This window comes from Paenibacillus brasilensis, assembly GCF_009363115.1.
Classification (GTDB): domain Bacteria; phylum Bacillota; class Bacilli; order Paenibacillales; family Paenibacillaceae; genus Paenibacillus; species Paenibacillus brasilensis.
Genome location: NZ_CP045298.1, coordinates 2,701,285 through 2,716,675 on the forward strand (window position 1 = coordinate 2,701,285; position 15,391 = coordinate 2,716,675).

The following is a 15,391-nucleotide window of genomic DNA, read 5'->3' on the forward strand; positions in this document are numbered from 1 at the left end:
TTTGCAAATCCTGAAGTAATAACAGCAGGGGAGGAGCAGTAAAGCTACTTCCCTGATTGGAAATCAATCCTGTAGAGCGATGCAGCCTAGAAGGACGTTCACAAAACAACGCAAAGAAGGCGGAGCATGAATGTACTGAAGGTACCGGCACGTACCATCACTGTTTTCGTGTTACCCTGTATACTGCTGTATACTTGTATGGTTTTTGTGCCGATTCTGGTGTCCGTGTATTGCGGATTGCTGGATTGGAACGGAATAGCCGAGGCGAAGTTTGTCGGACTGGCTAATTTTGAACGCATTTTTACAGCTGATCCGGTGTTCTGGCCGTCTGTGAGGCGGACCATGATGTTCGCGGTTTGTTCGATGACAGAAATCCCGTTCTGTCTGATAATGGCCATTTTGCTCAATCGATATGTGCGTAAGGCGAATACGCTGGTTACGATGTACTTCCTGCCAGTTATTCTGTTATAGGACAGCTATTGAAGACAATCTATAATCCCGCCTCCATGGGGGGATGGTGAATGGTATTTTAATATCGGTTGGGATGGAAAGCTGGACACGCTCATGGCTCACAGAACCGCAGATTGCGATGTATGCCCTTTATTTTGTAGCGTTGTGGCAGTATTTTGGCTATCATTTGCTAATCCAGTTTACCGGGGTACAAAATATACCGCATGAGCTGTACGAAGCAGCCAAAATTGATGGAGCTGAAGGGTTCAAAGCAGACCGATATATCACACTGCCGCTCATGGTGCCGATTATTAAGATATCCATGGTATTAGCTTTTATCGGTTCTCTGCAATCATTCGATTTGATCTGGGTGATGACAGGTGGAGGCCCGGCTCATGCGACGGACATATATGTACAATATGTCCTTTTTATCAATGAAATATGGATATGGCAGCGCATTGGCTTCGATTCTCGTAGTCATTTGCTTGTCATTTACAATTGTGATAAATTTTGTTTTCAAACGGATCGAAAATAAGGTAAGCTAAAGGAGTTGGATCTATTGAACACTATGAAAAAAGCAGGGGTGTTCTTTCTATTGGCGATGTTAATCGTCACACAGCTGTATCCACTCTTCTGGCTGCTGACCTACTCGTTGAAGACAAATGAAGAGATATTGAGCGCAAGCTTCTTTGCCCTCCCGGTAGTGCCCCAGTGGCACAACTATCAGGAAGCCTATGAAGCAGGGAACTACTTGCGTTATTTAGGAAACAGTGTGCTGGTGACCGGGGCGACGATGATGTTCGTCATAGTATTAAGCTCGATGACTGCTTATGCGATTACGCGTTTTCGCTGGCGCTTCGGGGCTGTTGTACTGACTTTGTTTTTGATCGGAATGATGATTCCGCTGCAGGCTACATTGCTGCCGCTGATGGTGATGTTTAAAAATGTTCACATTCTCAATACGTACTTCGCGCTGATTTTACCCTATATCGCTTTTCAGATACCGATTGCGGTCTTCATCCTATCCGGCTTTATGCGCTCCATACCCCACGAAATTGAAGAATCCGCTTACATTGACGGAGCAAGCATTTATCGTATTTTCCGCAGTGTAATCTTACCTATTTCGATTCCACCCATCATGACAGTGTGTATATTAACCTGCATTAACATTTGGAATGAATACATTATGGCTCCCACCTTTATCTCATCCGAGAAGCTCAAAACGCTCCCTTTTGGTGTCTATACATTCGTCAGCCAGTATTCTGTAAATTACGGCAATATTGGCGCTTTTCTGGTCATGGGAGCCTTACCAGTCATTATTATTTATTTTGTCTTGTCCGAAAAGATTACCAAGGGCATGGTAGCGGGAGCAGTTAAAGGATAGTCGGCCAAGGCGAGAGGAGCGCACAGAGGTATGCCGCGCCGTTTTCAATCCATTCAATACCGTTTGTTTGTTCTGTTCCTGTTAAGCATGTCCGGCATTGTGCTGGTGGTCAGTCTGTTATTTTACAACCGTACTACGGTGCAGTTCCATGATAAGGCCAGTGAACTGGCACGTAAAAATGTCTCCCAGACAGCAGGGCTGTTCGACTTGCTGCTCGGCAGCTACAACAGCCTGTCCAAATCGATCAGCAACAATATGGATTTGGTTCGCTTGCTAACGACGGATAGCAGTGATTTACCTGCTGTTAACTACATCAACGAGCGTACGATTACGAATATTTTGGGAGCTATCTATTATTCGCGGGAGGACCTGATCGGTATTCATGTCATCACGGACACAGGCAAGGTCTACAACTATGGCAATTATATGAATGTCATTGATACTCAGTACGAACATACGGAATGGTATAAGGAAATACGAAAGTCAGCAGGCAAAATCGCATGGCTGGGCGTGTATCCTCACTCTGCCATTGATCAAGTGGAAACCAGACCTGTATTTGCGTTCGGACGGCAGTTGTATGATCTGGACGAACACAAACCAATAGGGATTGTTCTATTTGAAGCCGAACCGCGTTCTGTTTTGTCCGCTCTTCACAACTTGCGGCTGGGTACCAATAGTCAGGTATATCTGTTAGGCCATGAAAACCGGATTGTATCGGCTACTTCCTCTGACCCTCCCCCGGATTTGCGGGGACTGGAACAGCAGGTAGCGGAGGATGATGTTATTGTAAACCGGAGTAATGAAAGTGCTGTAATCGCTTCCAAGTTACCGTTTGCGGATTGGTCAGTCATTAGTGTGACACCCAGTGAGGATTTGAATGTAGAGCTGGTGCAAAATCAAAGATATTTGCTTATTGTGGCACCTATACTCATTATTGTGTCCGCGTTAATTGCATCTATTGTCTCCAGAGGGATTTCACTTCCGCTCAAGCGGGTCATTCGTGAAATGAATCGGGTAGAGACGGGGAATTTCCGTCATACGGTAAGCATTGAGTCATATGAAGAAATCAACCAGTTGGCCAATTCCTTCAACCATATGGTAAGACGGATTGCAGAACTGATTGAGCTGGTCCGTATCTCATCAGTCAGTGAAAAAAATGCGGAGCTGCATGCGCTGCAGACGCAGGTTAATCCACATTTTCTGTACAATACGCTGGATATGATTTATTGGATGCTGGATGAAAAGGGGCAGGATCAGCTAGGAGAGGTGGTACTCTCCTTATCCCATATGTTCCCCTACAGCAGCCATTGGGAAGAGGGGGCCGATGTAAGCCTTCGTGAGGAGGTGGAGCAGATCAGCCACTACCTTACAATCATCCAAGCCCGGCTGGAGGGCAGGGTATCTGTAGACATCAGCATGGATGAGCGATGGCTGGATATCCGTTTGCCGAAAATGACCTTGCAGCTATTGATTGAAAATGCAGTCAAGCATGGGCTGGAGCCGCTACCTGCGAATACAGGTGGCAAGCTGTTCGTTCGGGCAGAGGAGCATGGCGGTGTATTAAGTTTGCACATCATCGACAACGGTGCAGGGATGGAATACGAACGATGGGAGGTGGTTCAGGTAGCTTTGGCAGAACCCGGCAAGCAGACGGGCAGCGGGCAGGCGGGAGGCATCGGCCTGCAAAACCTAAATTTAAGGCTACGGCACATGTTTGGAGAGGAGTACGGTCTACGGATCTCTAGTACACCTGGGGCCGGAACGACAGCCACTGTAAGTGTGCCTCTGCCACAGAAGGAGGAAGAAACATGAATATTCTGATAGCTGACGATGAAAGTATGATTCGGCAGGGGATTCGGCGTACGATTGGCCAAGCTCTGCCAACTTGCGGCATTCATCTCGCTGCTTCCACCGAGGAAGCAGCGGGCATTCTGGCGGAGCATTCCGTGGATATTGTATTGACTGATATCCTGATGCCGGGTATGGATGGTCTGGAATTCATGCGCATTTCCAAGCGAAAGCATCCTCATCTACAGTGGGTTGTCATCTCGGCCCATTCCGACTTCCAATACGCGCAAAGAGCAGTGAAGCTGGGTGCCAAGGATTATCTGTTAAAGCCAATCGGCAAAAGGAAGCTGCTGGAATGTATTAATGTGCTGGCTGCCGAAGCGCTTGTCGCTTCGCAGCAGGCCAATGAGGGAAGGCTTCTCAAATCCAATATGGTCTATTTGCGTGAGGCTGTTTTTCAACGCTATGCACTTGGACTGGACACGGGAAAACTGGATATACAGCCCTTTATCGAAAATTATCCGGAGTTTCATCTCTTTATGGTTCGCATGGAACCTGATCATAAGCAGACGCATCTGGAGCATTTTATGATTGAAAACGTACTATCCGAGCTTATTGAGGCAGGGGGGAGCGGCTTTGTCGTCAGTCTCGACCGTCATAGCCTGCTGGGCATTGCACGCCTGCGGGATGAGGCGGAGGCTGCACGGCTGGAGACGTTACTCGAATCCCATTTAAAACGTTACGTGAAGGTGCCCCTGCAAATTACGCGCTCAGGCGTTCACCACAATTTTGCCTCCATACCTGAAGAGGTTGCACGGCTAAGACGGACGCCGGAGGAGATTGCAGCGGCAGCAGCGGATATCGGAGAATGTCTTCGTAAAGGCATGCATACGGTGGATGTGGCATTGCAATATATTCAGGCTCATTTTACGGAGGAGCTGTCGTTAGAGAAGGTAGCTTCCGTCGTCTTTTTGAACCCGGTCTACTTTAGCCAACTGTTCAAGCAGAAAACGGGACAGGGCTATAAGGATTATGTCATTTGTTTGCGGATGGAGGAGGCGAAGCGGCTGCTCAGTGATCCCCACCTGCGGCTGGCTGATATCTCAGAGCGGATCGGCTACCAGAATATGCGGCATTTTACACAAGTATTCCGGCGTAAATGTGGAATGACTCCGACAGAGTATCGACATCAGCGAGTCAAGTAGGACGAGATATATAATCTGATCTGAATAGTGAGTACCTATGTAATATATGACTGTTCTGTGAGTGGAATTTCTACTCTGGGGCAGTCTTCTTTGTGCTTCCAGCTCCAGCCTGCAGGTGTTCAATTAATTTGCGGGCTGCATTGGACAAATAGTGATCCTTGCGCCATACGACGACTGGCCGGGTAAAGGAGAAGGGCTCCTTAATAGATAGTGTGCGAAATCTGTCACCATACTCTTGTCCCAAGCCAGCGTCCGGAATAATAGTAATTCCCATGCCTGTTGATACAAGGGAGAGAATGGTCGATATTTCAGGGCAGTCCAGTACCACACGGGGGTTAAGATGCTGCTCCTGAAATTTGCGAATCACAGTCTCGTATATCCCAAGTCCTTCCGTTCGACGTGCTAACAGGAGATCATAGCTGGCGACTTCCTGTAACGTAATTTCACCACTCGGATGACGATCTGCCCATTCACAAGGAAGCACCACAACAAAAGGAATCTCCTCTAATTCTATCGTATGGTACGACTTGTCATCTACCGGGAGAAGGAGCAGGGCCAAATCAACTTTATTCTGATGCAGCAGCTCTTCCAGGTAATGCGTGTCCCCATGCCCTATTTTAATATACACCCCCGGGTAATCCTGATGAAAGCGGCTGAGAGGTCCGGTAATCAGTGACATACAGACCGATGAAGTGCCTATAGACAGAGTACCGGTGACATTGCTTTCAAATTCACCAATTTCTCTACAGGTATCCTCCATCTCGGCCAATAATCGCTTGGCACGGGTGTATAGTGCGTATCCGGCCTCAGTTACCTCCCACTTCTTTCCTTCGCGGTAAATCAGCTTGACGCCAAGCTCATCCTCCATATTTTTGAGTTGTTGACTTAATGGAGGCTGAGCCATGTTAAGCATTCGGGCGGCCTTCGTGATTTGCCCTTCTTCCACAATGACGCAAAAGTAGTGCAGATGCTTTATATCCATTTAGGGTACCTCCCATTTCTGAACAGTCTCAAGTGAATACTTTTAAAGTATGCATTACATATATTATATATATTTTTCGTGTGTACAGGTAAGGCGTATAATTTTTGGTAGTGATGAAATGGATAAATTTGTCTAAAGAGCAGAGCGTTGTTAGAGGACGGAAACAATGGAGTGAAAGCAGGGGAATATATGAAGAAAATCATTGTAGGAATATCGGGAGCGACGGGGTCAATCTTTGGTATCCGTATATTACAGCATTTACGAGAGGCGGGGGTTCAGAGCCACCTCGTGTTATCTCCGTGGGCTATTGCAAACATTCCCTATGAGACAGGCTACACGGTCAAGGAAGTGGAGGCGATGGCGGATGTGGTTTACTCGTACAAGGATCAGGCTGCGCGTATTTCTAGCGGTTCCTTCCGGATAGACGGTATGATTGTTGCTCCTTGCAGCATGAAGACGCTCGCTTCCATTCGTATTGGAATGGCGGACAACCTGCTCACTTGATCAGCAGATGTGATGTTGAAGGAACGCAGGAAGCTGCTGCTCATGACAAGGGAAACACCACTGAATAGTATTCATCTGGAGAATATGCTGGAACTGTCACGCATGGGCGTGACGATCCTGCCGCCGATGCCAGCCTTTTATAATCATCCTGCGACGATTGAGGAAATGGTGGATCATATTGTATTCCGTGTATTGGATCAGTTGGACATCGTTACAACCGCAGCCAAACGCTGGGATGGGATGAAGCAGGCTGAATCCAGACTGCACCAAAATTAAAATAGGAAAACGAAGGAGAATGGATCATGGCTTATAAGGATTTTCGTGATTTTTTGCATGCTCTGGAGAAAGAGGGACAATTGCTCACCATTAGCGATGAAGTAAAGCCGGAGCCGGATATTGCAGCAGCAAACAGGGCATTAAACAACCTTGGAGATAAGACACCGGCTCTATTCTTCAACAATATTTATGGCTATACGGATGCTCGTATTGTAATGAATGTGATGGGCTCTTGGCCTAATGATGCTCTTATGATGGGAATGCCAAAGAACACTCCGCTCAAAGAGCAGTTTTTTGAATTTGCCAGACGTTATGAACAATTTCCGGTACCTGTGAAGCGGGAAGAAACGGCTCCCTTTCACGAAGTGGAGATCACAGAAGATATTAATTTATTTGATATTCTGCCGTTGTTCCGTTTGAATCAGGGAGACGGGGGATTTTATCTGGATAAAGCTATTCTGGTCTCGCGCGATCTGGATGACCCGGATACGTATGGCAAGCAAAATGTCGGTTTGTACCGGATGCAGGTGAAAGGTAAAAACCGTCTGGGTATTCAGCCTGTACCGCAGCATGATATAGCGATCCATATCCGTCAAGCTGAAGAACGGGGTGAAAATTTGAAGGTGGCGATTGCCCTGGGATGTGAACCTGTTATTACGACGGCTGCCTCTACACCACTGTTGTACGATCAATCCGAATATGAGATGGCAGGTGCCATTCAGGGTGAGCCTTATCGTGTAGTTAAAGCCAAGGACGCGGACTTGGATCTGCCTTGGGGGGCCGAGATTATTCTGGAAGGTGAAGTGTTAGCGGGCGAGCGGGAGTATGAAGGTCCATTCGGTGAATTCACAGGTCACTATTCCGGTGGGCGCGCGATGCCAGTCATTCAGATTAATCGTGTATATCACCGTAAGCAGCCTATCTTTGAGCATTTGTATATCGGAATGCCATGGACGGAAACGGACTATATGATTGGTGTAAATACAAGTGTACCGTTGTTCCAACAGCTCAAGGATGCATTTCCTAATGAAATCGTAGCCGTTAATGCCATGTATACGCATGGGCTTGTCGCTATTATTTCTACGAAAACCCGGTATGGCGGTTTTGCGAAGGCTGTGGGGATGCGTGCGTTAACGACTCCGCATGGGCTGGGGTATTGCAAGCTGGTCATTGTAGTGGATGAGGATGTCGATCCGTTCAATCTGCCGCAGGTCATGTGGGCTTTATCCACTAAGCTGCATCCGAAGCATGATGCTGTCATAGTTCCAGGCTTGTCTGTTTTGCCGCTTGACCCTGGCTCTGATCCGGCAGGAATGACACACAAAATGATACTGGATGCGACGACACCTGTAGCACCGGATATTCGAGGCCATTACTCGCAGCCGCTTGGGAGAAAAAGCTGAGCCAAATGCTGCGTTAAATATGTTTGAAAATAAAAGAATTAAAGGAGAGCTGACAGATGCATATTTGTCCCCGTTGTGAGTCCAATCGTTCAGAAGTTGTTTCCCATTCGCCGGTTGAAGGTGCCTGGGAGGTTTTGTTGTGCCCTGTCTGCCTGTTCACATGGCGAACCTCGGAACCAGATAGCATTACCGATCCGGCAAAGTATAAATCAGCGTTCAAGGTCGATCCCCGGGATATTCCGAATGCGATTCACGTACCCCTGATTGCAGAACGGAGGCAGGATCGTTCGTAACCGGATGTAAATTGTGGTATTTTGAGTATATGGGCCGAATGTAAAGGGGGTTATACTTTATGCAGACACCAAGGATTGGCAAGGAGCTGTTTATGCTGCTGGACGGCAAGACACTGGAGAACAAGCAGCATGAAGCGATGATGCTGCTGACGGTCACAGAGGATCAGTGGCCGCACATTGCAATGATTAGCGTAGGTGAGATTGTTGCGCTGGACGAGGGGAATTTGCGGCTGGCATTATGGCCAGGAACGACCACGACGGGCAATATGATCCGTACCGGGAAGGCAACGCTTGCGGTGTTCATCGGTGGAAAAGCGCATTATGTACGGTTGTCACTGGAGCATCTGCCGATGTTACCCGGAGCCAAGCATGTGCGCGAGCGATTTGCGGCACGGGTGTTTGCAGCTCGAGAGGATTCGGCCCAATATGCTGATATTGTGGCAGGGGTTACGATCCGACTTAAGGAGTCGGAAGTGGTGCTGAATCGCTGGAAAGAAACGGTGACAGAACTGTTAATGTAGAACAGGAGGGGGAAATATGACTTGCGCACAGAAATTGAAGCGCTTTCTGAAGTTCCGCTCGCATTTGAGCCAGGAACACGATGGCTTTACGAATATGGACATGATCTTGTTGCGTGTCTTATTGACAATAGAGTTTCGGATCCAGTTTTCAGGGTGTGACGCCTTGAAGGTATGTACGAGTTGCATACGGCAAGCGCATGGCTATTCATTCACACGATATGTGATGAACCGAATAACCATACGGTAGAATTTACGGGGCAAATTCATGTTTGGTGGCGATAGCGGAGGGGTTCCACACGTACCCATCCCGAACACGACCGTTAAGCCCTCCAGCGCCGATGGTACTTGGACCGCAGGGTCATGGGAGAGTAGGACGTTGCCAAGCACGACAAAAAGAGCACAGCCTAAAGACTGTGTTCTTTTTGTGTTTCATAAAGTACTTTTTATAGAAGAGAAATAAAGTATTTTTATTCTATAACGAACGCTTTATCGTCTCACTTGATTGAAACATTCACCCAGAAGCCATTACGCTGATCTAGGTATTACAACACGCTAATCAGCGCTAAGATTGGCTTGAAGATTGATTTTTCAAGGGTTAATCTTATTCCTCAAATGCATATATGGTGTTGGAAGCTCCGCCAACCCTTGTCCAGGAGGTCCCGAATCCGTCGTATCAATAGACGGCGCCTTTGTCTGGGGTCAAGCCGTACACCGTATCTAGTTACTGGACCACTATCCGGATCGCTTAGACCATAGCAATTTGACAAAACTGCCTTCGCCAAGCTCGTCGAGCTAAGCCGGTTCGATATCCTGATCACCGACCGTCAACCGTCAGATGCCTGGCTGAAGCTGCTGGCCGGGAATAATGTTGAAGAGGTATACTAAGGTCATTTAAGCTCCTAGTATGGACAGCAAAAGGCAAACCCTCTTTTCCCGAATCCGGGAGAAGAGGGTTTGCCTTTTGAGTTGTACACTTTGTCAGGTCAGAGAGTCTCTTCCTGCATGAATTAGTGTTCAATTCTCCTGTATGATAAACTTGCAAGAAGTTATCTGCTATTTATCTATTTTAAGGGAGCGGAAAAATGATATGGGCAAAAAGAAAAAAACATTACCCGCCAATTTTGACGAGCTGGTTAAAACGAATGATATATCTGCCTTAAAAGAGGTGTTTGAGCTATGCGAATGGGATGCCCGAGGGGGTTATAGCAAAGGTACCGCCCTCAGCTTCCGGCAAATACCGGATGAAATGGTTCGCTGGCTTGTGGAGCAGGGGGCTGACATCAACGCTGCCGACAACTATAAGCGCACCCCTATTCATGCCCAGGCTGCAACCTGGTCCGGAAATGTCTCCTTACTCCTTGAGCTAGGCGCGGATCTGGAAGCCCTTGATTACCAGAATGAGACACCGCTGCACTCAGCAGCAGCTTCTTACCGGACCAAAGCAGTGCGGGATCTGGTGATCCGCGGTGCAAATGTCCATGCAGAAAATAAGCAGAAAAACACACCTCTCGCCAGAGGATTATTACAATGCCGGAATATTGATATAGTCCACATGGCAGAAATCTCGGGAATTATGCTGGATGCCGGAGCAGCAATCACGCCGGGGATGAAGGAATCCGTGCGGCGAATTGGTAAGGATTTTGAATTCGCCAGAACAAATTACAATAAAGATCAGCTGCAGGAAACTGAAAATGCTCTCCTGGAGCTATACCGGAAATTTGATGTCGAGCCTATAGTGAAACTGGAGAAACATGATGGAATCTCTCCCATCAAGGTAACGGCAGCCTCATGGCCCGCACAGCACCAGGAGCTATGGGATGTTCTCGTTCCTGCTTCAGGACACGCGAAAACGGTGCAGGGAGAGGTTATCCGCATTACAGGGCGGGTGTCTCATGAAATACTTAATAATGGCGGGGGAAATTGGGATGCCAATTACCGTAAAATGCTGGATGCACTGATCCTTCATTTTAGCACAGGGACGCCCTTAGCACCCGTTCTTCTTCACGAGGCAGCTGCACTCTCCAACCGGTTCCGCAACATCGCTGGCAATGAACAACCTGCCAGATTAAGCGAACTGGCGGTGCAATGGGTACTTGCCAATCCTCACCCCATTTCCATGACACAACCCGATTATTCCCGTTAAATCTTCTATGTATATTTTTGTATTTTGTCATTTGTGTTAAGCATATGCATATAAAAAAGCCGATTATAGTTGGAATAAATTCCTTCTACATTCGGCTACAAGCAATAAAAAAAAGTCCCTTTTGAATATGCCTGAATAAGGATATGCAAAAATAGAACTTTAACTTTAAATTTGCATTAGATATTTAAATCTACGAAATGACTAACATCTCTTTCCTTTTTCAGCCGTACTTCAATAACGGTGAATGGGCTAGGGTAATGAGTATTAGCAAAAATGGATCCGCCCGAGCAAAAATTATGTTGAAGACAAGCTCGAGTGAGTTGACGCTTGAAGAAGTTCTAGAATTAGGATGGAAACCAACATATTTAATAGAAGAAAAAAACAGGTCACGGCATATGGATATCCCAATTTGTCTTCCCTATACCTAGAAGCTTAGATTCGGTAATTTACCAGGTTATAGATGAATTATTTAAGGCTGCAGGACCTTATAACATTCGTGTTAAAACTGGTGAGATGTTAGAGGTTGAGATTAAAAAGACGACATTAGTTGGTATAACAGAGACTACAGAACCGGACTTAGTTAATAGATTGAAGACATTCGTTCATTCCGGTGAGATTGTCCTAGTCTATAATGGTACGGTTATTGATCCAGGTTATTCGTCCATTCTCATGTATCTTCCTCATCAAACTAAGAAGGGATTGTTGTCGGAAGCTGAAAGTAAAGGGATAACTACATGATTACTTAACGGAATTTTTTAATAATAAATTTGGATTGAAATAATCTAATTTTAGTTATATGAAGGGATAAAAAATTGTATTTTTTAAAGCTCTCTTATACGAAAATAAGATTGACACCTCTTTACCATGCTCGATTCTTGTTATTATTGGTTTGGATAGGCATTAATGCAATCATATTTGGCATTATAGAGTTTGTTAGCTTTATAGATGATGTTACCAATTGCTAACTAACAATTTCTAATAAGCACCGATGGGTTTCATCTGACTACTGGTTGGGCGCAGGGGGAATAGCATTGGCAATATTTTAAGGTTTATTGACCAAATTGGTAACAAAAAAAGTGATAACTCCAATATATCTTAAGACCTGCTAAAAGTTAGCAGGCCTTTTTTACTGAGCCTTAACTTCATGTCACGTAAGGCTTTTTGGAATTTTTTTGGTAATTTTTCCAATATCGTCTCCAGGAATTCCATCCTGATTGGATAAGGTATTTCCCGTGATCCTTCCTGTAAGCACGATTGAATTATTTCAATCCACGCACCCACATGGAGTGCGACTTAAATCATCGTTCCAGCCCATTGCAGCTTTCTGATTTCAATCCACGCACCCACATGGAGTGCGACACAGAAATACTCCAGCATAAACGATATGTTATCGGTATTTCAATCCACGCACCCACATGGAGTGCGACGTACAGGACTCACGTTGACACCGCGTAGCCGGCGTAAATTTCAATCCACGCACCCACATGGAGTGCGACTTCTTTTCGATACTCCCCACACCCTCAAAGCCGTTAATTTCAATCCACGCACCCACATGGAGTGCGACTTACCAACGGCAACACAGTATCATGCGGCTGTAAACATTTCAATCCACGCACCCACATGGAGTGCGACTCTCTAAGTTGATCTTTGCAACTACGTCCTTACGTGCAATTTCAATCCACGCACCCACATGGAGTGCGACACCGTTAAGCTGTTTAATCCAAGGTACAATACCAATTTCAATCCACGCACCCACATGGAGTGCGACTTGAAGAGTTTAAGGGAGTAAAGGCGTGGCTTGATAATTTCAATCCACGCACCCACATGGAGTGCGACACTGGTTCAGTCTTGGGAACTGGAGCCTGAGGAGATTTCAATCCACGCACCCACATGGAGTGCGACCCATCCGGGTCAAGAGGACCGCCATCATCCATTCTAATATTTCAATCCACGCACCCACATGGAGTGCGACCGGTCCAGCGCGTGCCGGCGAGTTTGACGTCCTCATTTCAATCCACGCACCCACATGGAGTGCGACGGCGCAAGCAAGGGGTGGTTCGAAATCAACGAAAAATTTCAATCCACGCACCCACATGGAGTGCGACGTGTTACTTTGAAGGGATTTGTTTACATCTTCACATTTCAATCCACGCACCCACATGGAGTGCGACCATCGTCCGTCATGCCAACCCTTTGCGGTATCCAATTTCAATCCACGCACCCACATGGAGTGCGACGGGCTTGTGATTCGGTCCGGCGGCTCGCTGGATGATTTCAATCCACGCACCCACATGGAGTGCGACAGCGAAAATACAGTAATTCATACCCTAATGATATCAATTTCTCACATTGTCGCAAAAACTGATGCTAAAAAGGCTTGGATCAACCATTGACTTTTACTGAAGATAACTGATTCGGTTGCTTTTCGACAAATTTCGAGGTGCGAAGGACCCGGGGTTTTTATGTGAGCTTCACATTCGCACCATATAAACTCAGTGCACTTTCCAGATCGTAAGTTTCCTTATCCCCTATATGCTCTACTTTCTTTTTGTAGTTATCTCCTAAGTTGTAAAAGCGCAAGTTGTCTTCTTTTTGGTCTATCAACTACTCGAGTTTATACTTTAAACTTCGAAATGGGGTCAAATCCTAAACACATTAATATAGGGATAAATAATCCTATCCTGTTTCATTGTACCATGCCTTCAATACGATTTTCCTCATATCATCCATTTTTCATCATGACAGCTACATTTTCTTTACTGCTTTGCCTGTTGAGGATGTAGCAGGCTGCAGCAGAGGTAGGATCTGTTGTTCCTGCTGAGACAGAGTCCGCATCTGCACCGACAGAAGCTGTTTAAACGCCTGTAACTACGGAATAAGGAAATACGGCTACAGTTACAAAGTAAGCAGTGCCCTACTGGCTTGATGCTGGCGGGGTGTTTTTTGTTTTGACCTCCAGGAATGAGCAGGAGATTGTTCGGGATTTGGATTTTATAATGTATTACAAAAGCCCTCCACTAAAGGAGGGCTTCTGCATATTTACGCAGAGCATGGCAACTCATATTAACTGTCATTACGACAAAAAACGGAAAAGTCTACGATTTTCCATACCTTTTTCAAGTTCATGTTACCTCCTTGACATTATCGAGATGGCACATATAGGTTGTTGAGTGCCCATAAGTTTACCAAGAAAAAGAGGACAGGGACCGCTATTATAATGCCAATGATGATAAAGATAATTTTCTTTTTCATTTTTAGTTGAATACCCAATTATCCAATTGACCTTGGACGTTACCATAGACTATAAACGAGTTTGTAGCTATTTGCTTTTTGCAACCGCCAGAAAAACAATAGACGGAAGACCAAGGACCATACGTACTCGGTAAATCTCGCCATGGCGCTCCCGTTCGAGCAACCTATACCACGGCATTCAGCATCTGACGCCGATCTTTGGGCGGACGTCCTCCTTGTTTTTTTCGAGCCGGGGGCAGCAGGGGTTCAAGGATATTCCATTCTTCATTCGTTAACTCATATCTTCATCTCATATTCCTTATTTTACTAGATTTCTATGAGTTGTACAGTTTGCGTACAGGCCCTAGGTGGGCTCTCAACATCCGCGGCATCTTTCTACGGTCAACCGCCGCGGCAACCTCTGACACGCCCTACGAAAATATCGACGTACATACACAAATTTCACTAGAGCGATGGGCATAGGTTTTGCTGAAATACAATATAAGGTGTGTTCTTTGTACAATAAAGTTGTGTTCTAATGTCTAACAGATTATTAATCCTGATGTCTTCGGACTGTCCAATTAAGTGTAGCCTAAAAAAATTCGAAGAAAATCTCCGAGCATGATACAAAAAAGGAAGAAGGTTCGTCTTCCTAATAGCTGCAGCTTAAAAGGAGGCAATTACAAAATGAGTATTCCGGAATCCTCACCATTCCGTAACATATTTTATGAGTATTATCCAACCGTACGCAGAAAACTGGCTGCGCTTGTGCGAGATGAAGCAGCAGCCGACGATCTGGCGCAGGAAGTATTTCTGAGGCTGTACAGAAATCCGCCCGATAACCCGGCAACCCTGGGAGCATGGCTACACCGGGTACTGACAAGAATCGGATACGATTATTTAGAGAAGAGAGCAAGAGACAGAAAGCTGCAGAATAAGCAGGAGATGATGTATAAAGGGGAAGCCGCTTCTGAATCCGGCGAAGAGACGCTGATGCGTCGATTGGATCAGGAAGAGGTTCAGGCTTGGCTGGACAGACTGCCCGAACGAGACCGCCAGGCGCTACTTCTGCGCTACTCCGGCTACAGCTATGCGGAGATCGCGGAAGAGCTTAATGTCAGGCCGCCGCTAATAGGTAGCCTGCTGCAAAGAGCGACACGCAAGCTGCAGGCCACAGCCAGCAAGGCTATGGCACGGCAGGACTAACCAAA

9 protein-coding genes, 1 rRNA gene, 4 pseudogenes and 1 CRISPR repeat array are annotated in these 15,391 nt (G+C 46.3%); of the genes and pseudogenes, 12 read left to right on the top strand and 2 right to left on the bottom strand.

Going from position 1 to position 15,391, the window contains the following annotated elements:
* Window positions 1-126: 126 nt before the first annotated feature.
* The 4 genes and pseudogenes from GCU48_RS28630 (at window position 127) to GCU48_RS12685 (ending at window position 4,827) form a co-directional block, all read left to right on the top strand.
* Window positions 127-995, top strand: a pseudogene (locus tag GCU48_RS28630) (carbohydrate ABC transporter permease).
* A gap of 14 nt (window positions 996-1,009) precedes the next feature.
* Window positions 1,010-1,834 carry a carbohydrate ABC transporter permease gene (locus GCU48_RS12675; protein ID WP_152380218.1) on the top strand — a complete coding sequence of 275 codons (825 nt, stop codon included), beginning with the start codon at window positions 1,010-1,012 and terminating at the stop codon, window positions 1,832-1,834.
* Between the two features lie 30 nt (window positions 1,835-1,864).
* A pseudogene (locus GCU48_RS12680) lies at window positions 1,865-3,662 on the top strand (sensor histidine kinase).
* Window positions 3,643-4,827 (top strand): response regulator, encoded by a 1,185-nt coding sequence (locus GCU48_RS12685; RefSeq protein WP_152380220.1) that lies wholly within the window; start codon window positions 3,643-3,645, stop codon window positions 4,825-4,827. Before GCU48_RS12680 ends, GCU48_RS12685 begins: the two are co-directional and overlap by 20 nt.
* A 70-nt stretch (window positions 4,828-4,897) precedes the next feature.
* On the opposite strand, the gene GCU48_RS12690 is transcribed toward GCU48_RS12685, so the two are convergent.
* Complete coding sequence (locus GCU48_RS12690; RefSeq protein ID WP_152380221.1) at window positions 4,898-5,809, bottom strand: LysR family transcriptional regulator; 912 nt, start codon at window positions 5,807-5,809, stop codon at window positions 4,898-4,900.
* A gap of 189 nt (window positions 5,810-5,998) precedes the next feature.
* Here GCU48_RS12690 and GCU48_RS12695 point away from each other — a divergent pair.
* The 7 genes and pseudogenes from GCU48_RS12695 to GCU48_RS12725 all read left to right on the top strand — a co-directional run bounded on the left by GCU48_RS12695 (window position 5,999) and on the right by GCU48_RS12725 (window position 10,949).
* Window positions 5,999-6,589, top strand: a pseudogene (locus tag GCU48_RS12695) (UbiX family flavin prenyltransferase).
* A 26-nt stretch (window positions 6,590-6,615) separates the two neighbouring features.
* Window positions 6,616-7,992 carry a non-oxidative hydroxyarylic acid decarboxylases subunit C gene (locus GCU48_RS12700; RefSeq protein WP_152380222.1) on the top strand — a complete coding sequence of 459 codons (1,377 nt, stop codon included), beginning with the start codon at window positions 6,616-6,618 and terminating at the stop codon, window positions 7,990-7,992.
* A 56-nt stretch (window positions 7,993-8,048) separates the two neighbouring features.
* Entirely contained in the window at window positions 8,049-8,285 is a 237-nt protein-coding gene (locus tag GCU48_RS12705) for a non-oxidative hydroxyarylic acid decarboxylases subunit D (RefSeq protein ID WP_152380223.1), read from the top strand.
* A 59-nt stretch (window positions 8,286-8,344) separates the two neighbouring features.
* Window positions 8,345-8,806, top strand: a complete 462-nt coding sequence (locus GCU48_RS12710; RefSeq protein ID WP_152380224.1) for a pyridoxamine 5'-phosphate oxidase family protein — start codon at window positions 8,345-8,347, stop codon at window positions 8,804-8,806.
* Between the two features lie 3 nt (window positions 8,807-8,809).
* Window positions 8,810-8,932, top strand: a pseudogene (locus tag GCU48_RS28865) (serine hydrolase domain-containing protein); the annotation flags it as partial.
* Between the two features lie 142 nt (window positions 8,933-9,074).
* A 5S ribosomal RNA gene (rrf, locus tag GCU48_RS12720) occupies window positions 9,075-9,191 on the top strand.
* Window positions 9,192-9,893: 702 nt separating this feature from the next.
* Complete coding sequence (locus tag GCU48_RS12725; RefSeq protein ID WP_152380225.1) at window positions 9,894-10,949, top strand: ankyrin repeat domain-containing protein; 1,056 nt, start codon at window positions 9,894-9,896, stop codon at window positions 10,947-10,949.
* Window positions 10,950-12,210: 1,261 nt separating this feature from the next.
* Window positions 12,211-13,252: a CRISPR direct-repeat array (repeat unit 32 nt; unit sequence ATTTCAATCCACGCACCCACATGGAGTGCGAC).
* A gap of 1,113 nt (window positions 13,253-14,365) precedes the next feature.
* On the opposite strand, the gene GCU48_RS29155 is transcribed toward GCU48_RS12725, so the two are convergent.
* Window positions 14,366-14,455 carry a transposase gene (locus GCU48_RS29155; protein ID WP_152382149.1) on the bottom strand — a complete coding sequence of 30 codons (90 nt, stop codon included), beginning with the start codon at window positions 14,453-14,455 and terminating at the stop codon, window positions 14,366-14,368.
* 412 nt (window positions 14,456-14,867) lie between these two features.
* On the opposite strand from GCU48_RS29155, the gene GCU48_RS12745 reads away from it, so the two are divergent.
* Window positions 14,868-15,386 carry a sigma-70 family RNA polymerase sigma factor gene (locus tag GCU48_RS12745; protein WP_152380226.1) on the top strand — a complete coding sequence of 173 codons (519 nt, stop codon included), beginning with the start codon at window positions 14,868-14,870 and terminating at the stop codon, window positions 15,384-15,386.
* Window positions 15,387-15,391 lie beyond the last annotated feature (5 nt).